21 protein-coding genes and 1 tRNA gene are annotated in these 18,445 nt (G+C 56.0%); 6 read left to right on the top strand and 16 right to left on the bottom strand.

Annotation, left to right across the window (positions count from 1 at the left end):
• Positions 1-19 precede the first annotated feature (19 nt).
• The 7 genes from FH039_RS07400 to FH039_RS07365 form a co-directional block, all read right to left on the bottom strand.
• Complete coding sequence (locus tag FH039_RS07400; RefSeq protein WP_139680796.1) at positions 20-436, bottom strand: type II toxin-antitoxin system VapC family toxin; 417 nt, start codon at positions 434-436, stop codon at positions 20-22.
• Positions 433-651 carry a division/cell wall cluster transcriptional repressor MraZ gene (locus FH039_RS07395; RefSeq protein WP_139680795.1) on the bottom strand — a complete coding sequence of 73 codons (219 nt, stop codon included), beginning with the start codon at positions 649-651 and terminating at the stop codon, positions 433-435. The genes FH039_RS07400 and FH039_RS07395 overlap by 4 nt, the downstream gene beginning before the upstream one ends.
• A 727-nt stretch (positions 652-1,378) precedes the next feature.
• Positions 1,379-3,721, bottom strand: coding sequence for an ABC transporter substrate-binding protein (locus tag FH039_RS07385; protein ID WP_139680794.1), 2,343 nt, complete (start codon positions 3,719-3,721; stop codon positions 1,379-1,381).
• 103 nt (positions 3,722-3,824) lie between these two features.
• A complete protein-coding gene (locus FH039_RS07380; protein ID WP_139680793.1) occupies positions 3,825-4,829 on the bottom strand; it encodes an SPFH domain-containing protein in 1,005 nt (334 codons plus the stop codon).
• A gap of 1 nt (position 4,830) precedes the next feature.
• A complete protein-coding gene (locus tag FH039_RS07375; protein WP_139680792.1) occupies positions 4,831-5,325 on the bottom strand; it encodes a hypothetical protein in 495 nt (164 codons plus the stop codon).
• A gap of 10 nt (positions 5,326-5,335) precedes the next feature.
• Positions 5,336-6,232 carry a zinc ribbon domain-containing protein gene (locus FH039_RS07370; protein ID WP_139680791.1) on the bottom strand — a complete coding sequence of 299 codons (897 nt, stop codon included), beginning with the start codon at positions 6,230-6,232 and terminating at the stop codon, positions 5,336-5,338.
• Positions 6,233-6,237: 5 nt separating this feature from the next.
• Entirely contained in the window at positions 6,238-7,254 is a 1,017-nt protein-coding gene (locus FH039_RS07365) for a hypothetical protein (RefSeq protein ID WP_139681734.1), read from the bottom strand.
• Positions 7,255-7,486: 232 nt separating this feature from the next.
• Between FH039_RS07365 and FH039_RS07360 the strand changes: the two genes are divergently transcribed.
• From FH039_RS07360 to FH039_RS07350, 3 genes are read left to right on the top strand one after another with little or no spacing between them, the layout of a single operon-like run.
• Positions 7,487-7,801: a hypothetical protein gene (locus FH039_RS07360; protein WP_139680790.1), complete on the top strand. Its 315-nt coding sequence runs from the start codon at positions 7,487-7,489 to the stop codon at positions 7,799-7,801.
• Entirely contained in the window at positions 7,798-8,589 is a 792-nt protein-coding gene (locus FH039_RS07355) for a hypothetical protein (protein WP_139680789.1), read from the top strand. Before FH039_RS07360 ends, FH039_RS07355 begins: the two co-directional genes overlap by 4 nt.
• A gap of 1 nt (position 8,590) precedes the next feature.
• Positions 8,591-9,457 carry an oxygen-binding di-iron domain-containing protein gene (locus FH039_RS07350; RefSeq protein WP_240703190.1) on the top strand — a complete coding sequence of 289 codons (867 nt, stop codon included), beginning with the start codon at positions 8,591-8,593 and terminating at the stop codon, positions 9,455-9,457.
• Here FH039_RS07350 and FH039_RS07345 read toward each other — a convergent pair.
• The 3 genes from FH039_RS07345 to serK all read right to left on the bottom strand — a co-directional run bounded on the left by FH039_RS07345 (position 9,351) and on the right by serK (position 11,390).
• Complete coding sequence (locus FH039_RS07345; protein WP_139681733.1) at positions 9,351-10,019, bottom strand: HAD family hydrolase; 669 nt, start codon at positions 10,017-10,019, stop codon at positions 9,351-9,353. The two genes, FH039_RS07350 and FH039_RS07345, sit on opposite strands and share 107 nt — an antisense overlap.
• Before the next feature lie 44 nt (positions 10,020-10,063).
• The gene (locus FH039_RS07340; RefSeq protein ID WP_240703189.1) at positions 10,064-10,513 is read right to left on the bottom strand and encodes a DUF835 domain-containing protein; all 450 of its coding nucleotides are present in this window, start codon (positions 10,511-10,513) and stop codon (positions 10,064-10,066) included.
• A gap of 148 nt (positions 10,514-10,661) precedes the next feature.
• The gene (gene serK, locus FH039_RS07335; protein ID WP_139680788.1) at positions 10,662-11,390 is read right to left on the bottom strand and encodes an L-serine kinase SerK; all 729 of its coding nucleotides are present in this window, start codon (positions 11,388-11,390) and stop codon (positions 10,662-10,664) included.
• A 170-nt stretch (positions 11,391-11,560) separates the two neighbouring features.
• Between serK and FH039_RS07330 the strand changes: the two genes are divergently transcribed.
• Positions 11,561-12,706, top strand: a complete 1,146-nt coding sequence (locus FH039_RS07330) for a DUF763 domain-containing protein (protein WP_139680787.1) — start codon at positions 11,561-11,563, stop codon at positions 12,704-12,706.
• Positions 12,707-12,824: 118 nt separating this feature from the next.
• Here the strand turns inward: FH039_RS07330 and FH039_RS07325 are convergent.
• From FH039_RS07325 to FH039_RS07310, 4 genes are all read right to left on the bottom strand, one after another.
• A tRNA-Met gene (locus tag FH039_RS07325) sits at positions 12,825-12,932 on the bottom strand.
• Positions 12,933-12,993: 61 nt separating this feature from the next.
• Positions 12,994-13,611 (bottom strand): rhomboid family intramembrane serine protease, encoded by a 618-nt coding sequence (locus FH039_RS07320; RefSeq protein WP_139680786.1) that lies wholly within the window; start codon positions 13,609-13,611, stop codon positions 12,994-12,996.
• Entirely contained in the window at positions 13,601-14,371 is a 771-nt protein-coding gene (locus FH039_RS07315) for a bifunctional fructose-bisphosphatase/inositol-phosphate phosphatase (RefSeq protein WP_139680785.1), read from the bottom strand. The genes FH039_RS07320 and FH039_RS07315 overlap by 11 nt, the downstream gene beginning before the upstream one ends.
• 1 nt (position 14,372) lies before the next feature.
• A complete protein-coding gene (locus FH039_RS07310; protein WP_139680784.1) occupies positions 14,373-15,185 on the bottom strand; it encodes a DUF63 family protein in 813 nt (270 codons plus the stop codon).
• A gap of 72 nt (positions 15,186-15,257) precedes the next feature.
• Here FH039_RS07310 and FH039_RS07305 point away from each other — a divergent pair, with 72 nt between their 5' ends.
• Complete coding sequence (locus FH039_RS07305; RefSeq protein WP_139681732.1) at positions 15,258-16,298, top strand: NAD(P)-dependent glycerol-1-phosphate dehydrogenase; 1,041 nt, start codon at positions 15,258-15,260, stop codon at positions 16,296-16,298.
• Positions 16,299-16,328: 30 nt separating this feature from the next.
• The gene (locus tag FH039_RS07300; protein ID WP_058939473.1) at positions 16,329-16,763 is read left to right on the top strand and encodes a UPF0179 family protein; all 435 of its coding nucleotides are present in this window, start codon (positions 16,329-16,331) and stop codon (positions 16,761-16,763) included.
• Here FH039_RS07300 and FH039_RS07295 read toward each other — a convergent pair.
• Together FH039_RS07295 and pxpB are read right to left on the bottom strand one after the other, a co-directional pair.
• Entirely contained in the window at positions 16,760-17,764 is a 1,005-nt protein-coding gene (locus tag FH039_RS07295; protein ID WP_139680783.1) for a 5-oxoprolinase subunit C family protein, read from the bottom strand. The two genes, FH039_RS07300 and FH039_RS07295, sit on opposite strands and share 4 nt — an antisense overlap.
• Positions 17,757-18,443, bottom strand: a complete 687-nt coding sequence (gene pxpB / locus FH039_RS07290) for a 5-oxoprolinase subunit PxpB (RefSeq protein ID WP_139680782.1) — start codon at positions 18,441-18,443, stop codon at positions 17,757-17,759. The genes FH039_RS07295 and pxpB overlap by 8 nt, the downstream gene beginning before the upstream one ends.
• Between the last annotated feature and the right edge of the window lie 2 nt (positions 18,444-18,445).

Below are 18,445 nucleotides of genomic sequence, written 5' to 3'. Positions count from 1 at the left end.
TTCTTTTCCCCTTGGCCTTTCATTCCTGCAGAACCCTAACGTCGAGCTTTTCAAAGTCTCTGTCGAAGGTGTAAATTTCCTCTATACCAAGCCCCTTCATCTTGATATATGCCAAAGCGTCGTTCACCCCGAGGTTTCTCTCCTCAGCTACGAGAGCGGCCTTCAAATAGTCGCCCGTGGAAACCGGCAGAACTTCGATGTTCTCGCTCGTCAGAATCGCCAAAAGGACTTCGGCGGCTTTTCGCTTTCCTCCTCTGCTCTCGATGACGTTGGCAACCTCACTCAGGTGGACAACAGTTGTGGCGACACCTTCCCCCTCGCTGATCCTTGCCAGTATTCTTTTTGCATTTTCCTTGATGAGTCTAACGTTTTCCGGGGGTTCCTTTCTCGGCTTCAAGAACGCGTAGATGAAGACGTTGGCGTCGATGAACCTCATTCCGCCCACAGCTCCTTTTTAAGCTCCTCCCATCCCGTCAGCTCCTCCACCTCAACGCTGTCGAAGAATCTCTCCAAGTCCGCCTTTTTCCTTGGCAGTAGCTCCACCCTGTCGCCGAGGTCGACTATTATAACCTCGTCGCCGAGCTTCTCCCTGATCTCTTTCGGCAGGAGAAGCCGCCCCTGGGGGTCGAACTTTTTAACCAAAGTCTCCATGTAACCACCATTTACTGATGATTCTGCCAGATATAAATAGTTTTTGGCAAAAATTTGTATCGACTGGAAAAGAATAAATCGTCCCTTCCCCGAGAGGAGCCTGAAGAATTCAGCCGGCTCGTCTATTTTTCTCGTTAGCTCGTCTATCCTGGCTTCTTGATACCTGTGCTGGGACTCTCATTGCTGGCGAAACCCTAACTATTCCCGCCGGAATTATTCCCGTAAGAATAATTTCCGGGAGAAGTGAACGTGCCGAGCTTGAAGAGAAGCTTTCCCGCTTTGACCGCTGTGTAGTACCCGTGGTGCCAAGCTGGGAGTCCCTCGAGAGGAAGCCAAAGGGAATAGAAGTTCTAACACCTGAAGAACTGCTTAAGGTGGCAGAGGAGAGCATAAAAATGTGATGGATATGCCTAGCTGAACTGTTCTTCTTTTTGTGTGTTTGTGTGTCTTCAGGGGGTAAGGTTTTTAGGGTTTTATTTAATGGTTTTGTTAGATGACTGCCCGGAATGTGGGAGTGTGTTAAAGTCCCGAAGCGGGCGGTTTTCGGGAGTTTTACCGGGGAGTTGGGGTCCCCCTGAGCGGGGGTGAGGCCAGTGATTTACTCCCCAATGAACCCGGGAGGGGAGTTGAGGCTGATGAACCCCAAGTCCGTCGCGAGGGTGGACTCGAACGGGAGAGGTTTATTCACCTTCCTCCCCAAAACCTCACGACGGACAGGCCCCGAAAATCACCCCCGTTTCCTCACAAGCACCAGTGCAAGTATAAGGACGCCCACTATCCCAATCGCGTATATAGCTTTGGTGGCGGTGCTTTGGCTCCCGCCGGGTTCCCCTGCAGGTTTGGGGGACGTCGTGGGGGCCGCTGCTGGGGAGGGAATCGGAGATACTCCCCTAAATGCCCTCAGCTCCAGGTACAGGGTTCTCGGCTCGTACTTTTCAATGTAGAACGGCCCGTTGCTTATCACCGCGTGACCCTTAACGCTGATCCACTCAATCGCCCTGGCGTAGCCTTCCCCCGGATCGGCCACATCACCGGCGATCGCCCCGGGAACAGCCTTTTGCTCCTTCAAAACCTCCAGAACCCTCGCTAGGTCTTCCGCGTGCTCCTTGGCCATGATGTTAAGGGACTCCACATTCCTTCCGTTGCGGGTGAAGGAGTAACCCCTCCAAATGCCGTATTCACTGGCGTTGGCGACAAGCTCGCCCATGGCGTAATACAGCTCCCAGGGGAATTCCGGGTAGAAAACGTAGGTCTTCGTCGTGAGGTCATCGGCGAAGGGATGGGCGTAGCTACCGTAAACCACGTAGCCGTCGCCGGTGAACTGAAAGCCAAGAACCTTGGAGAGCGATGCAGCTGTGTCGCCCAGGTTCTCGTCGTAGTAGGGGTCGTCCGGACCGTCCCGGTAGGCCCAGGTGTAGAGGAAGGCGATGTAGTACTTGATGTCCGCCATCCTCATCCTGACCCCGTCATGCCACTCGCCCAGGTCACAGGTAACGGTGACCTTAACGTCAGCTGTCTCGCCGGCGTGGGCGGCGATCCAGCCCCGGGTCTGGTTGTAGGTGACCGCGCTGCCTGGAACCGTGAAGTTGCCCCTCTCGACCGTCCAGTTGCACCGGTAAGGAGTGTAGAGGCCGCCAGGGCCGAGAAAGATTCCGGGGTCGTGGACGAGCCCCCACAGGTTGGCAGGGAAGACGTGGGTGTCGAAGCCGCTGACCGGGTTGAAGGAGTCGCAGAGGCCGCAGGTTGGGACGAAGTAGGCCACCTTGAGGACCCCATCGGGAGTTCTCGCGTTCAAAAAGCTCCAGCGGTTGAGGATTCCGGTGGTCGGGTCGGGGGTTATGCCTTTAACTCTCTCCCTGTTCACGGGCGACAGCTCCCACTCCTCGACAAGGAAGATCCTGGCGCCCTCCATAATTCCAATGCCAACAGCTATTTTCTGCAGGTCCCAGTACTGGCCCGCGCTGGTTATCGCGTAGCTTTCACCGTTCACCTCGGCGCTGATGTTGGTGAGCAATCTCGTCAGCTCCTCCTCCGTCCAGTTGAGAATCCCTCCCAGCTCCGAGGCTTTGCCGTAGTACTCCGCGCCGATGGCATTCAGGCCGTTGTCCGGGTCGCCATTGCCGGCTTTCCTAAGGAACTCCATGACCGTGACGGTGTTGAGGTGCTTGGGTTCAACCCTTCCGGGCAGGTAGCCGTACCAGGCCGAGTAGAACCAGGCGGCGTAGTCGTTTATCCAGAGGCTGGCATCTTTATCAGCGAACCAGCCGCCGGTGTAAACGTTCCACTCGTAGTTGCTGGGGGGCCTGGCAAAGACGAGCTGACCTGCCTTATACCTGTCCAGGAAGATCTTCTCAACGGCGAAACCGGCTTTTCTGAGCTGTTCGGCGATGTATATGCCCAGTTTTGCCCTCTCGTCCTCGGTGCGGACGGCGAGCTTGACCGTTACAGGCCTACCATCGAAGTGCCAGGTTCCGTTTACCTTTTCCAGCCTGTGGCTGTACCTGGCGACCTCCTCCGCGGCTTCCTCCATCGCCGTCTCCATCATCTGGAGGGCGAGTTCTTCGTTCCCCTCGGCCGTGAGGTTCAGGGCGGCATAGACCGGCTCGAAGTATTTGTCAGCCGGGTGGCTGGGCCTTACGCAGCTAAACATCGGTGCCGCACTGCCTTCGTAAACCTCCCGGGCGATGTATTCCCTGCTTATGAGGTAGTTCATCGCAAACCTGACCTCTCTGATGGCGAAGGGGTTGAAGTAGGTCTCGTTCCCCACGGTGACGATTGGAGCTTCCTTGTCCGGGTCGTGGTAGGTGTTGAAGGTCAGATCCGTGTACGAGACGACGGTCTTGTAGAGTTCGAGATTTTTGAGGAGGTCCTTAGGCAGACCGCGGTAATCTCCGGCCGGAAGGGAGAAGAGTCCGACGTCGTATTCACCCTTGGCTATCCGGGGGATAACCGGCCCGGGGCTCTGAATCCCCTGGAACTCGATTACTTCTACAGGAGACCACTCATCAGCTTCCGCCAACGGTGCCAGGAGAACGAGGGCGAGCAGAGAAAGGACGATTGCTGACCTCATAAACCATCACCGAGGCGTTACCATGTGGAGTGAATCTGACAGAACAATATACCCTCTGTGACTATATAAACCTTACCACTGCAAAGGAAAAAGAAAATGGAGTTCATTCAATCTTGGCTCCACATACAGGACAGAACTTAGCCCCCTCGGGGACTATGTGGCCGTTGGGGCAACGTTTTATCTCGTGCCCGCAGTAGGGACAGAACCTTGCCCCCGGTGGGATGGGTTTTCCGCAGTAGGGGCATATCTCCTGGCCAGCTGGTTGAGCCGGTGCCCCCGGCTGGGCCGGTTGCTGGTATCCGGCTGGCGGGACGCCCCCGCCGGCGTAGGGCTGGGCCGGCTGGGCGGGTTGAGCCGGCTGCTGGAGGAGCTGGGGCATTATGACCATACCGGTTCCCATCGCGGCCCCTTCACTTTTTCCGAGCTCCGCAGCAACCTGCTTGGCAGTGTCCATCTGCATGACTGCCTGAGCGTTGCCGGTCTGCATTATCCAGAATAGCCTCTGGCGCCACTCGTCCGTGGTGTTGACTCCCTCAATCTTGACATCGACGAGCTCAAGGCCGAGCCTGCGGAAGTCCTCGATGAGCTTGACCTTGACCTGCGTGCTGACCATGTCGAGGTTCTGGAAGAGGTCAACTATCGAGTAAGCACTGAGGTGCTTCATCATGCCCTCGTTGAAGTACGCGCGGATGAACTTGGTGACGTCGCTCGTGTCGTAGAGGCTCTGCCCGCCGACGACTTCTGTGATGAAGAGAACCGGGTCGGCAACTTTAAACCAGTAGACGCCGTAGTACTTGACTGGGGCCAGTTCCCTCGTCTGCGTTTCTCCTCCGTAGCGCCCCTGGAACTGCTTCATGCTGACAAAGATTACGGTTGCCTTAAACGGGCTGTTTGAACCGCCGACGAGCCGGTAGAGGAGCGGCAGATTCTGCGTCGTCAGTGTGTGCCTTCCGGGGCCAAGAACGTCGTAGATTTTGCCATCGCGCATGAAGACCGCTACCTCGTACTCGTGGACTATCAGCTGCGCACCCCACTTGATGACCTCGTTTGGATACCTCCAGATTATCTCGTCCTCTCCAGGGTTCACCCATTCTATTACCTGCACCATCTCACTCACCCGCCGCGAAGCTCATCCTCTTGCCGAGGACTTCCTCGAAGTTTATCAGCTCCTCATCGAGGTTCAGAACCGCCATGCCCAGGGCCTGAGGGTTCGCTATCTGGCCGTTCAAAGCCTTGACCTCGTTGAGTATCTCCTCGGCCAGCTCTATCATCTTTGCATCGTACTCGATGAGCCTGTTCAGCTCCTCCTCCTTGAACTTCACCCTGTCGAAGTAGCCGCGGTAGCCGGCTTCCGCGTGTCTCACCCTGCTCTCAAGGGCCATGAGTTTCTTCCTCAGATTGTCTATCGCCACGAGCTGGGCGCAGCTCACCATGGCACAGCGCTGTAGGGCGCGCTCCATCTCCCTTCTGGCGAGGGCTAGGGTGTCCGCTACCTTGCCCCGAACGAGCCTGTCGTCCTCCCTTATGAGCTCCTTCTTCTTGTAGCCGTGGAAGCCCGGGATGACGAGCTCAAGCTTCTCAACTATCGAAGTTTCCTTCCCCATAAGCAACACCTCATATAGGTTTGAAGTACAGGTTACCTTCCTTGAGCCTCATAACCTCGCTCACCTTCCTCTTCTTGACGGCGCCTTTCCGGAATACCCCGAAGGCTCCTGCGCCTCCTGGAATGAGTCCGCCAATGAATCCCCAGGCGCTTTCGTACGCTCCAGCCGCGGCTATTCCGACTATCAGGCCGATCGCCAGAACAGCGGCCCCCAGGAGGGTGGCTTTCTTTCTGGCACCGCTCATGAGCGGGTACTCGGCCTGGACAACCCTCCCATCGGTCCCATCGACGTATCCCACAAAGTTCTGACCCCCATATTCGTAGTGAACCTCCCAGAGGGGATAGTGCACCAGTCCCTGGTACTTCACCTCTATTTCGACGCCACCTAGAGATTTGTCCTCTTCCGCGGCTTCACTCCTTAGAGCGCTCTCCATGATGCTCCTGGCTATCGCCTCGGCCTCTTCCTTAGACATCTTCGGCTCGTGGTACTTACCCTTTTTGACCACCGCCTCATCGAAGAAGCGTTTGCCCCTTATCGGGAACGGATAGTCCTTCAGAAGACCCTGGAAAGGCGAGCCGGCCGGGATTCCAACGAAGCGGACCTCCTCTATCGTTGACCAGCGCGTGCTCTTCCCATGGAGGTAGAAGAAGTAAACCGGCACCCAGTGTAGCTCCTTCTTCGTTACCTTTGCCCCCGTTATGTCGGCCGGGGCACCGTACTGCCTGGATAGGAACTTGAGCAGGACTCCACCCGCGTCCTTCCTCATCGGCGGGAAGAAGAAGTGCTCCTCGGAGCTCTCCTCACCGGTGTGGACGTGGAAGGTCGTTCCACAGTAGGGACACGTCGCCACGCTCACGGTGTCCGGAACCTTGAACCTGGCCGAACAGGTTGGGCATTGAACCTCCATGGTGATCACCTCTTGAGACCTCCCATGAAGCTCCCCATGATACCGGTGCTCCTCTCCGTCCTCTGACCCTCGAGAACCAGCGAGCCAAAGTAGCCGCTGGCGCCGGCCCCAATTATCAGCGAGAGCACCGAGAGAATGGCAGAGCCGTTTGCACCGCCGTAAGCGGCTCCGGCGGCGCCTATGACGATTCCCAAAACGACGCCGGTCATGTACTGGGCGCGTCTCCATACCGGCATCGGTTCGGTGGCGGCAATGTCCCTTCCATCCCAGCCGGCGAAGACTGCATGGTATATCGAGTTTTCGTGCTTGTAGTAGACCGTCCACATGGGCAGGAGAACCAGGGAGACGTTCTGGGGCTCATCGGCCTTTATGTCAAACTGCTCTATCCTGTCTGCCTTGGCTGAATAGCGGTTCCTTATGACGTCTATCGCGTCCTCTCGCATTATCATCTTCGCCTGGGTCTCGTCTATCTCCGTGTTTAGTATCTCCAGCTTGATTTTGCCCCACTGGTCCTCATCAAGCTCAAGGAGCTTTCTTCCCTTGGGCTTTGCCCTCGAATAGTGGACGATGATGTCATCAACGCCGAAGCTCTTTACCTGCCTCCTCGCTGAGCCAATAAGGTTCAAAACCTCATCAACGTAGTCGTGGTAGTGCCTCTCAACGGTGTGGCAGTGGGTGTTTCCCTTGGAGTCTGTATGGCACTCCTCTTCGCGCACCATATACCTAACGTCACCCTCAACGTGAACGTTGCCTACCCAGTACGGGGCGTAATGACCCTCGATATCGACTATCTCTATCTGCTCCTTCATCCTCTTCAGGTCAAAATCCCTGTTAACGCGGTCCCAGAATGCTTTGGCTATGGCATTCTTATCTTTCGTTGGGACGATGTAGATGTTCTCCGTCTTCAGGTTTCCACTCAGGTGGTTCGGAAATCCACAGTACGGGCAGATGGCCACAATGGTCTCGGGGGATACTTCGAGGGGCGCACCGCACCTCTCACATTTAAATCCAACGGCCTCCATCACCATCACTGGGGATATTATTACACCTGACAGTATTTAAGGATAGTGACTTTTCTCTTTTCCCAGCCTCGCTCTTCGGGCCGGGGGAAGGTCAGGGTCCACAACACCCGATCCAGTTTAAATTTCGAACTCCCATAGCTTTGCATCACGAATTTTAAACAAAAGGTTTAAATTCCAAACCACTTAAGTCAAAATTAGATTTAAATGCTCATGAAATTGGGAGGTGAAAGATATGATTCCAAAAGCAAAAATCATTCTAACCAAACAAATTCTCTGGACAGTCGATCCCTTTGATGCGATTCACTCCATATGGGGCGAGGTTATGAATGCACCCGCAAGCTCAGCGGTTCCTCATCTCGTTGGAACCCTCGAGATAGTCGGGAACCGGGTGATCAACCTCGATCTCGACGTGGTGTTCCATGAAAAGGAGAGGGAGGCATTGCTAAAGGACGGCGAAAAGGTGTACGTCCTTCTTCCAGTCGACCCGCTGGAGGGTGTCGAAGGCGCCTACCTGAGGCTGCAGGCCCTCGTGGAGGGGGTACAATGAAGAGAAAGAGCACCTCCGTGAGAATGGACGCTCCAAAGGAACATATAGTTCAAATCCTGGAAGACGCCCCCCAGTTTATAACCAACTGGCCGTACGTTGTCGGGATAAACACGAAGGGAGGAATCAATGCAGAGGTACTGCTCCCGAGGTTTCTTTTCAAGTTCGGTGATATCTACCGGTTCACGATAATGAGCGATGAAAGCAGTTATATCTACGAGGGTGTTGGGAGGAAAAGCCACCTCATAGTGACCGTATCAATGAGAGAATGGCAAAAAAACGTGGTGGCAAACGTGGAAATTGGGTATCAGGGACCGGGGGAGTTCCTTCTTGGGAAGACACTTCAGCACCTTGTTGAGGGGATAGCAGAAAGCCTCAAAAAACTGGCGGAGTCAGGAGAACATCCAGCTAAACAGAATGTCCCTGCAAGGGAAATAAATCTTGACTTCTCGGACCCTATGAGCGTCGCCAGTTTTCTCGCAAAGGCCAGAATGGTACACACCGGGCTGCACCTTGTGGCCCCAGGGGAACTTCTGAACGTTATAATGGACATTAGAAAGAACATACCTGAGGACGTCCTCTATGTGTCCGGCATAACCCAGGATGGCGTGAAGGGCTTCAAACTTTTGCTCAGAAGGAGCCAAATCCTTGCGGTTGAGTACCGTGATGGCGAGGGGGTAAAGACACTGAAGGTCAGGGACGAGACGGCCGCAAGAGAGGCACTGGAGCTTGTTTCCAAGGTATCGGGTGCGTATATGGTGAACGTCTGGGTTCCGGTTGGAGGTGTCTGAGATGATAAGAAACATGAACACTTATCCCCTCTACGATGACGGGAAGCACAGGGTGTACTGGCTTGGAATCGAGGAGGCCGAGGACGAGAAGGGCATCCTCACAAACCAATACCTTGTGGTGGACGGCAACGAAGCTGCCCTTATAGAGCCAGGTGGGTTTTTCGTCTTCTCCCGCGTTCTGAAAAACGTTTCCTCGATAATCCCTCCCACCCAGATAAAGTACCTCATGTACTCCCACCAGGATCCGGATGTGGTCGCCGGTCTGAACCTCTGGTTTGAGTACGCTCCCCTTGCGAAGGTCGCCATTTCGGAGCTCTGGGTCAGGTTCATACCCCACATGGCGGTTCTAAGCGCCGGCAGGACTATGGGGATACCTGACAAAGGAATGGACTTCCAGCTCGGCAACTCCACAATAAAAGCTGTTCCCTCACACTATCTCCACAGCCCGGGCAACTTCTCATTCTATGACGAGAAGAGCGGGATACTCTTTAGCTCGGACATAGGGGCGGCGGCATTTCCCGAGGGCGAGTGGTACCTCTTCGTTGAGGACTTTGAGGAACACATCAAACACATGGAGGGCTTCCATATGAGGTACATGAGCTCAACGAAGGCCCTTATGGCATGGGTTCGCTCAGTCAGGAGGCTAAAGCCCCAACTTATAGCCCCCAGCACGGGGCAATATTCCGGGACGAAAACATTGGAAGATTCCTCGACTGGCTCGAAAGCCTTGAGGTTGGCGTGGATGTCTTCGAAAGGGAGTTCTACGTGGACTGAGTCCCCAGAATTTTTCTCACCCGCCCCAGAAGCTCCCAGAGATCCTTCACGTAGTAGTCAGCACCCTCGATTTTACCGAAGCGCGTTACGTTGACCACTTTCATTCCAGCGCGCTTCCCTGCGAGTACGTCATGATGACTGTCGCCTACCATCATTGTCTCTTCGGGTTTCAGGCCGAGCGCATTTAGGGCTTTTTCAACGAGGTAGGGGTTTGGCTTGACGCCGTCGAGGTTTGAATAGTCCTTCCCGTAAACGACCTCGAAGTATTTCCTCAAATCAAAGAGGTTCAAAACGAACTCCGTGCACTCCTGGGAGGCGTTGCTGACCGCGGCGAGCCTCAGGCCCATCGCCTTCAGCTCTTCAAGGGTATCAACATCAGAGAAAGGCCGTATCTTTCCCCGTTCGGCCATCCACCGGCGGTACTGGAGGTTCACGCCGTCGACAATTTTCCAGAACTGGATGTGATTAATTCCAAAGCGCTCGACGTAGCTTCTCGGAAGCTCGCCGGTCACTGTCTCTCTGTAGGTCTCGTAGTCCAGCTCGATGCCGTGCTCCCGAAGGGCCGGCATCACCCACTTCTCGTACCATTCCCTGTGGTCGTAGCCCTCGTAGTAGACCAGGGTCTCGTCAACGTCGAAGATTAAACCGCGGAGCATCCTCATCATAAAGAGGGCAACGGTGGAGCTTTAAAGTTTGTCGCTCAGAGCTCAAGTTTCTTGAGGAGGGCCCACTGCCTTGGTTTCCATGCAAGGGGATCAGTGACAACGTAGACCTTGGTATTGGTGAGTATAACGTGATCACGAATGGTGTTCAAAAATCTCAGAAACGTCTCAAATCCGTTATGGAGCGCCAGGTACTCGGGACAGGCTATAATTACCGCCCTATCCGGATGCCCTTTGAGACTTTTGATTATACCATCCAAAATTCTGTGGAGTTCCCTCGGACCAAAATATCCCTTAACGGAACTCACGGTAATGAGATTCCAGTCGGGAGGAACCTTCATCCCGGCCCGGCCTATAACAACGGCGCTATCTTCGATTATGTCGGAGAATGAACTCACCAGCCTGAATGCTGGGACATCAACCCTCCGGGTTCCTTCCTTCCGTGACCGTGCCAGCACAGGAAGTGAAATCCTGAGCACTTCACTCACCGCTTAAGGGTAAAATCCTGAATGGATATTTAAATCCTTTTTGTAGTTGCCTATGTAGGTGCCTCAGTATCCTGGACTGATCATCACCCATCAGCCGGTTGATCCTTCGTCATCGGCGGAGAAAGTAGGAAAAAGGGGTTAAAAACCTTCAGAACAGCTCCTCAAGCTTGACGTCTATCTTGTCCGGGTTGAAGGGCAGGACGTGTCTGGTGGTCTTCGGGGAGTAGACCTCGCCGCGCTTGACGAGCTCCATGACCTCCTCCTTGCCCGGGGCCTTCCTGATAAAGACGTAGTCGATCTCGCCCTTGCCCATGTCCTCTCTGGCGTCCTCCTTGAGGCCGTAGTAGATGAGCTCGATCTTACCCTCAACGCTCATCTCGTCGAGAACCTTGCTGACCTTCTTCTGCTCATCGAGGCCGCCGGGTATGGCAAAGCTCTTCTCGCCGACGAGGGCAAAGGCTATCTCGCCCCTCTCGGCCTTCTCCTCCGCCTCCGGGTCCTCTATGACCTCAAGCCCCTCTGCCTTGAGCCTCTCGAGAACCTCCTCGAGGCTACCCTTGAAGGCCGGGTACCAGGTGTAGACCTTGACATCGTCGCTGAAGTAGTCGAGTATGACGGAGGGAGCCTTCTTGGCGCCGAGCTTCTGGAGACCGGCCCAGCGGTGGTGACCATCAACGATGAGGTAGGTGTCCTCACCGGGGACCTTGGCGAGGAGCATGGGCTTCCAGAAGAGGCCGGAGCCGGTGACGCTCTCGATGAAGGCCTCAAGCTCCTTCTGGACGAGCTGCTCGTGGGGCTTCATCTTGTCGAGCTCGATAAAAACGTAGTCAACCTTAACGGTCGGGATGTCGTACTTCGGAACCTTCTCAACTCCCATTTTCACAACCTCCGTGAGCCTAAACCAGCAGACGGAAATCGAAGCGGAGGATAAAAAGGCTTTCCCATTTATATGACCAGTTTTTCCTGATGATTCTGCGTATGATAGCCCAAAATTATGAAAATTCTACGGGGATAATGGTTAAAACCTCGGAGAGAGATATAACTCCGATGAGGAATATCGCCGACCTGCCCCTCCACGGCGGCCACGTTCCGGCGTGGCTGGCGCAGAGGATGAGGAAGCTCACCAAGTTAGTGCTGGTTCTGGCGGTTGAGGAGTACGGAACGAAGGGACTCCTGGAGAGGCTCTCCGACCCGGTCTGGTTCCAGGCGTTTAACAATGTCATCGGAATGGACTGGGACTCCTCCGGCTCGACCACCGTAACGGCGGGCATGATAAAGGACGCCCTCTGGAGGGAGGAGCTGGGCGTCAAGGCGGCAGGGGGTAAGGGGAAGAAGAGCAGGGCAACGCCGGAGGAGCTGAAGACCATAGCCGAACTCTACGAACTCGACCCCGAGCCGTACGTAAGAACCTCCCGCCTAGTCGCGAAGGTCGATACGGTCGCCCTCCAGACCGGCTACCAGCTCTACCACCACGTTTTCTTCCTCGATGAGGAGGGCAACTGGGCGGTGGTACAGCAGGGCATGAACGAGGCCGAGAGGATGGCGAGGCGCTTCCACTGGTTCGATGCCAAAACCTTTATCCTCGACCCGCACAATGCCATCTCCGGGCTCAGAAGGGAGTTCGCCCTCAACACGGTCTCGAAGGAGTCAAGGGATTACCAGAGGACGCTCCTCGACGTGGTGCAGGAAAAGCCGAGGAAGATAGAGCGCGAGCTGGAGAGCCTGAAAGCCATAGCCAGGGGCTACCGACCGCTCGTCTACTACAAGCCCCGCGACGTCGATGAGGTTTCCATCCTGAGGCGCTACGAAAGTTTGGGAAGATTCGAGCTGAACAAGAGAGCCCTGGAGTTCGCCCGGGAGCTGAGCGTGAATAACTACGAGGAGTTTCTTCTCCTGAAGGGCCTCGGGCCGAGCACGCTGAGGGCTTTATCGCTCATCCTTGAGCTGGTCTACGACGTCCACCCGAGCTGGAAGGACCCGGTAACTCACCCGCCGGATCCATTCAAGTTCACCTACGCCGTTGGCGGCAAGGATAAGGTTCCGTTCCCAATAGACAAACCCGCCTACGACGAGCTTATCTCCTTCCTCGAGGAGCTGGTCTCAAGGCACCCGAAGGAGAAAGCTCTCGTGAGGAACGTGACGCGGATAACGAAGAACTGGAAGTTCCCGGAGGAAGAGAAGAGGGCGACTTAGCATTTAATCGAGGGATATTCCAGGATATTCCGGATATACATGTGGGTGATGGTGTAACCGGTTCGAGAATCGTCCGCAGTTGTCCCCAGTTCAAAGGCAATCGGGAAAAGCGTGAATGTGGTGCCGGGGCGGGGCTTTGAACCCCGGACCTCTCGGTTTCTCAGGCTCCCCCGAAGGGGAGCGGCCCTATGAGCCGAGCGCTCTGACCAGGCTAAGCTACCCCGGCACAACCCGAGCGCTCGACCTATACCTCCAGGGGGGCATTTTTAAATCTTTCGGCGATGGTCCTAGTAATATCCGTACCCATACATCCTCGCCATCAGGTGTCTCTTAATCCGTTTGCCGTAGTAGTAGCCGATGGCCATCCCGACGACGAGCCCGCCGAGGTGGGCGTAGATGTTAACGCTCGGCAGGAGGCTGTTTATCAGGAAGAGCACGAAGGCGTTTATTAACGCCCCCTGCATGTTGCCACCAACGACACCCATGATGACTATCAGCGTTCCGACTATGCCGAAGAGCGCCCCGCTCGCGCCGGCGCTGACCGAGTTAGGGGGCAACAGGAGAAGCGTCAGAAGGTTCCCGGCAAGGCCCGAGACAAGGTAAACCATGACGAGTCTCTTCGGCCCGAGGATTCCCTCAAGCTGCCTCCCCATCATCAGGAGGAAGTACATGTTGAAGCCTATGTGGAGTATGCCGACGTGCACGAACATCGCGGTGAGGAGCTGCCACCACCAGCCGTAGTTGAGGACGGCGTAGTTCCACTGGCCGAGCCTCGCCAAGACCTCGATGCTTATACTGAGAGGGTTTCCGCTGAGGATAGACTCGACCACGTAAACCGCCACGTTTATCAGGAACAGCGTGAAGGTAGCCTTTCCGTAGCGGTAGAAATATTTTTCAACGCCCATTTTCCAGCTCCTCCATTATCATATCGAGCAGGTAGCGGTCGTTCACGGCTATTATGTTCGTCTGCTCGGTCGCGCTCAGGTGTATCTCCAGCTCCCTTCCCGCCCCGTCGGTTACGATGGCCCCCGCCTCCTTCGCTATCAGCGCACCGGCGGCTATATCCGTCGGGCGGACGTAGTTCCTTATGTCCAGGACGCCGTCGAGGGCCCCCTTTGCCAGGTAGGTAAGCTCAACGGCTATGGCACCGAGGACGCGAACGCGTTTGACCCTCTTTATCAGTCCGGTACATCTTCCGCGGGTGTAGAAGCTCAGGGCCTCTTTCCCACGCTCCGGCTTCCTGACCGTTATCCGCCTGCCGTTCATGAACGCACCCCTTCCCGGCACGGCTTCGTAGAAGTGCTTCGGCACGAATTCGTAGATGGCCCCGTAAACGGGTTCCTTCCCCCTGAAAACCGCAAAGCTGAAGGCGAATATCGGTATTCCGACGGCGAAGTTGTAGGAACCGTCTATGGGATCAACCACAACCGTATAGTCGCTCCCATTGTCTATGAAGCCTATCTCCTCGCTCACCAGGTTGACGCCCAGGGGCTCGAGACGACCGATGACCACGTCCTCCGCGACCTTGTCAACGTATTTCGTCACGTCCCCGCTCACGTTCGTCCCCACGGTCTTCCCTGCCTCGGAGGTTCCGAAGAGGGGCATCACAACCTTCTCAACCTCTCGGGCCATCTCAAGGGCCACTTCGTTCCACGCTATCTCCATCTCAACCACCCATCAGCATTATCAGCAGGTTCCTCGTTCCCGGCCCGAAGCCGAGGATGAACACCGTCAGCTTCACGAAGTTTATCAGATCGGGATCCTCATCGGCCATCCACCTGTCGAGTATCCAGACCACTGGAAGGAGGATGAGGAACTTTTCGAGGTACATGATCGCCGCCGTTCCGAAGGTGTCTATGAGCCACCTCGCGAGAACGTGTTGCTCCCAGTAGCCAAAGAACTGAATTCCAACGAACGTGGTGGTCGCGTCGTAGAAGTGGGTGTAGAAGAGGACGCTGTTGTCGGCGATAACGGGGACCTTCTTCGCGAGCAGCCATACCGCCCCCTCCGCTATAACCAGGGCGGGAATGAAGTACTTGAAAACCTCCCAGTTGAAGCTGACCTTGTCCAGGTTTATGACGAGCAGGAAGAGCAGTCCCCCCACCAGCACCCAGCCGAAGTCACGGTAGAGCGGGTAGAACCTCTCGCCCGGCCCGACGTGCCTCCAGACGATGTACAGGGAGGCTATCGCAAAGGCCGCTATGACGAAGTAGCCGCCGGGGCTCACTGTGAGGTACGTTCTGGGAAGAACTCCGACGTCCGTCATGCTCCTCATCAGCGGGCCGAGTACTATGTACGGGACGAGGGCCTTGAAGAAGCGGCCATCAACCCTGATTTCCATTCTCTTGAGCATCCTGTACAGTAGCAGGACCGCTATGCCCAGGATTATAGCGTAGACAACCGTATTCACGGGGTTGTAACCCTGGTTCTCCTGTATGGGCCTGATGAAGTACTCGTAAAAGAACTCGTAGAGCCCCATTTGACCACCATAGACGGTTGTTCCGATAGCCTTAAAGCTTTTCCCACCTTATGAGTAGGGGTGGTGAGAAAAGTGCACCTGATGCAGCTCCCGCGAGAGGTTTTGCTCGGTGGGGATCTCAAGGGAGAGGTCGTGAACGTCGCGAAGAGGCTCGGACTGGGGAGAAAAGCGCTCGTGCTCTATGGAAGACACACGAAAAAGATAGCGGGCAGGGAGGTCGAGGAGAACCTCTCGGGGGAGTACGAGGTAGATGGCCTCCCCGTTAAAGGCGCGACGATGGAGGAGGTAAACCGGACCCTCGATGAAATCAGGGAAGGTGAATTTGACTGGCTCATAGCCGTCGGCGGCGGAAGTATAATCGACGTCGCCAAGCTCGCCTCTTTCAAAGCGGGAGTTCCCTTCATCAGCTTTCCAACAACCGCCTCCCACGACGGCATAGCGAGTGCAAATGCATCCATCAAAGACCTCGGGACCAAGACATCGGTCAAGGCCGTGCCGCCGGTGGCGGTGATAGCTGATGTCAGGGTCATCAAGACCGCCCCCTACCGCTACTTAGCCGCTGGAGTGGGCGACATGATAAGCAACCTGACGGCGGTGAAGGACTGGCAGCTGGCCCACAGGATAAAGGGCGAGTATTACAGCGAGTACGCGGCCTCGCTGAGCCTGATGAGCGCCAAGATGGTGATAAAGAACGCGGACATCATAAGGCTCGGCAACGAGGAGAGCGTGAGGAAGGTTGTTAAGGGCCTCATCTCCTGCGGCGTGGCCATGAGCATAGCGGGCTCTTCAAGGCCGGCCAGCGGTGCGGAGCACCTCTTCAGCCATGCGCTCGATGCCATAGCGCCGAAACCGGCCCTGCACGGCGAGCAGGTCGGAGTGGGGACGATAATAATGGCCTACCTCCATGGCATGAAGTGGGAACGTGTTAGGGAAACCTTAAAGAGGGTGGGGGCGCCAACTAACGCATACGAGCTTGGGATCGACCCGGAGTACATAATCGAGGCCCTCACGATTGCCCACACGATAAGGCCCGAGAGATACACGATCCTCGGAAAGGACGGCCTCACGCGAGAGGCAGCGGAGAAGGCCGCTAAAATCACCGGGGTCGTCTGAAGATCATCACTCACTACGGAGGTGTTTGGAATGGCAATAATCACGTTAGTTGGGGAAAAACTGGCAAGACCCGGGGTTGAATTCATATATTACGGCCCGGCAGAACCGTGCAAGACGTGCAAGTTAGCAGGAGTCTGCGTCGGAAACCTCGAACCCGGTAGGAGATACAAAATCCTTCGCGTGAGGAGCATGCCCTCGCACTCCTGCCCGCTCCACGAGGGCAAGGTGAGGGTTGTCGAAGTCGTCGAGCCGAGCATAGAGGTTGCCATAGAGCCAAGACTGGCGATAGCAGGCTCGGTGATACAGCTCAAGTTCGAGGAGTGCAGCGACCCGGAGAAGGCAGAGCTTTTCAGCCCCGAGGGCCTCTTCGAGGGCGACCACGTAAAGATAATAGAAATCCTCGGAGACGTCGAGTGCAACGGCAAGACCTACAAGCACGTCAAGGTCATGCGCAAGAAGGATTAACCCCTTCTTTCCACTTTTGTGAACGCAATCAGCTCTTCTCCCCCCGCCATGATCCTGTAGGCGCGCATCTTCCCGTCAAGGAAGTCCTTGGTTGCCATCAGGGTTTTCTCGCGCCTGATCAGAAGCTCCCGGGCTTCGTCGACGCTTATCGCCCTGAACCTCAGCCTCTCCCCCGGCCGGCTCTGTGCAACGATGGGTAGGTCGGCCGCTGCAACGACGGCTATCTTGGCGTAGCCGCCGGTCGTCTGGGCGTCGCGCATCATGACTATTGGCTTTCCGCTGGCCGGCACCTGAACCGTTCCGGGCAGTAGAGGCTCCGTAACGATGTCCGCGCCCCTCTCCGAGTGCTCTATGGCCTTTCCATCGAGGCGGTAGCCCATCCTGTCGGACTCGGAAGTTACGGTATAGGACTCGCTCAGGAAGGTCTCTATTCCCTCCTCGGTGAAGTGGTCGATGTTAGGGCCGAGGACGACGCAGACGGTCTTTTCCTTGGAAGAATAGTCCGGCCTCAGCTCCGGGGGGAGGTATCTCCCATCCTTCCCGGTTAGCACCACGTAGCCGAGGTTCAGATTATCACCAGCCTTCAGCGGCCTTCCGAGGCCGGCCCTGGGATAGGTCGAACAGTTCCCGAGGAGCGGCTCGCACTTTATCCCGCCGGCGAAGGCTATGTAGCCGTAGAGCCCGCTCTCCAAAGTGCCAACCTCAAGGACGTCGCCCCTCTTCGCCCAGTGGCTCATCCAGGGTTCAATGGGGGCGCCGTTGAGCTTCACCTCAACGTCTCCAGCAACCGCAAAGACGCAGGAAGCGTTGAACCGAATGGTTGGGCCGGCGAGGAGGAACTCAAGGAGGGGCGCATCGCCGGGGTTTCCAACGAGGTAGTTGGCTATCCTTGCGGAGTAATCGTCCATAAAGCCGGAAACCGGAACGCCAAGCTTTCGGTAGCCCCTCCTGCCGGAGTCCTGAACGGTGAGGAGTGAAGGGACGTTGAGGAGCTCAATCATCCTCCTCACCCCATTCGGCCCCGTAGAGCTCCCTGAACTCGGACTCATCAATCGGCACGAACTTAACCCTATCGCCTGGCCTCAGCAACGTTGGGGGTTCCTTCCCAGGATTGAAAAGCCTGAGCGGGGTCCTTCCAATGAGCCTCCAGCCGCCGGGACTTTCGAGGGGATAGATGCCGGTCTGCTTCCCCGCTATCCCCACGGAGCCGGCGGGAACCTTCAGGCGGGGTTTTTCGAGCCTTGGAGCCGCTATCCTCTCGTCCATGCCGCCGAGGTAGGCGAAGCCCGGAAGGAATCCGAGGAAGAAGACGCGGTAGGTCGGCTTGGAATGTATCTCGATAACATCATCAATGCTCAGGCCGTTGTGTTCCGCCACAAAGCCGATATCCGGGCCGTATTCACCGCCGTAAACGACGGGAATCTCGACGAGCCTCCCCTTGAACCTCTCGGCCGAGAACTCAAGTTCCCCAATCGCTCGCTTAACGCCTTCGAGGTCTATGAGCATAGAATCGTACACCACAACAAGGGAGGAGTAGGCGGGAACTACCTCAACCAGCCACTCGAAATTGGCTTTTTCTATTGCCCTCAAAAGGGCGTGAACGCGGTCGTTTGTTGCTTCGTCAATGAACTCGCCGAAGGAGATTAAGAGTGCAGAGTCACCGAGGGGTTTGAAGTCCATGC

It is taken from the genome of Thermococcus indicus (assembly GCF_006274605.1).
In the GTDB taxonomy this organism is placed as follows: domain Archaea; phylum Methanobacteriota_B; class Thermococci; order Thermococcales; family Thermococcaceae; genus Thermococcus; species Thermococcus indicus.
Note: the sequence above shows the minus strand (reverse complement) of the source record. Positions and strands in the feature narration are given on the sequence as shown.

Bases quoted from the DNA above. Each gene is read 5' to 3' on its own strand.
- FH039_RS07400 (WP_139680796.1), bottom strand. From the start codon at position 436: ATGAGGTTCATCGACGCCAACGTCTTCATCTACGCGTTCTTGAAGCCG.
- FH039_RS07395 (WP_139680795.1), bottom strand. From the start codon at position 651: ATGGAGACTTTGGTTAAAAAGTTCGACCCCCAGGGGCGGCTTCTCCTG.
- FH039_RS07385 (WP_139680794.1), bottom strand. From the start codon at position 3,721: ATGAGGTCAGCAATCGTCCTTTCTCTGCTCGCCCTCGTTCTCCTGGCA.
- FH039_RS07380 (WP_139680793.1), bottom strand. From the start codon at position 4,829: ATGGTGCAGGTAATAGAATGGGTGAACCCTGGAGAGGACGAGATAATC.
- FH039_RS07375 (WP_139680792.1), bottom strand. From the start codon at position 5,325: ATGGGGAAGGAAACTTCGATAGTTGAGAAGCTTGAGCTCGTCATCCCG.
- FH039_RS07370 (WP_139680791.1), bottom strand. From the start codon at position 6,232: ATGGAGGTTCAATGCCCAACCTGTTCGGCCAGGTTCAAGGTTCCGGAC.
- FH039_RS07365 (WP_139681734.1), bottom strand. From the start codon at position 7,254: ATGGAGGCCGTTGGATTTAAATGTGAGAGGTGCGGTGCGCCCCTCGAA.
- FH039_RS07360 (WP_139680790.1), top strand. From the start codon at position 7,487: ATGATTCCAAAAGCAAAAATCATTCTAACCAAACAAATTCTCTGGACA.
- FH039_RS07355 (WP_139680789.1), top strand. From the start codon at position 7,798: ATGAAGAGAAAGAGCACCTCCGTGAGAATGGACGCTCCAAAGGAACAT.
- FH039_RS07350 (WP_240703190.1), top strand. From the start codon at position 8,591: ATGATAAGAAACATGAACACTTATCCCCTCTACGATGACGGGAAGCAC.
- FH039_RS07345 (WP_139681733.1), bottom strand. From the start codon at position 10,019: ATGCTCCGCGGTTTAATCTTCGACGTTGACGAGACCCTGGTCTACTAC.
- serK (WP_139680788.1), bottom strand. From the start codon at position 11,390: ATGGGAGTTGAGAAGGTTCCGAAGTACGACATCCCGACCGTTAAGGTT.
- FH039_RS07330 (WP_139680787.1), top strand. From the start codon at position 11,561: ATGAGGAATATCGCCGACCTGCCCCTCCACGGCGGCCACGTTCCGGCG.
- FH039_RS07320 (WP_139680786.1), bottom strand. From the start codon at position 13,611: ATGGGCGTTGAAAAATATTTCTACCGCTACGGAAAGGCTACCTTCACG.
- FH039_RS07315 (WP_139680785.1), bottom strand. From the start codon at position 14,371: ATGGAGATAGCGTGGAACGAAGTGGCCCTTGAGATGGCCCGAGAGGTT.
- FH039_RS07310 (WP_139680784.1), bottom strand. From the start codon at position 15,185: ATGGGGCTCTACGAGTTCTTTTACGAGTACTTCATCAGGCCCATACAG.
- FH039_RS07300 (WP_058939473.1), top strand. From the start codon at position 16,329: ATGGCAATAATCACGTTAGTTGGGGAAAAACTGGCAAGACCCGGGGTT.
- FH039_RS07295 (WP_139680783.1), bottom strand. From the start codon at position 17,764: ATGATTGAGCTCCTCAACGTCCCTTCACTCCTCACCGTTCAGGACTCC.
- pxpB (WP_139680782.1), bottom strand. From the start codon at position 18,443: ATGGACTTCAAACCCCTCGGTGACTCTGCACTCTTAATCTCCTTCGGC.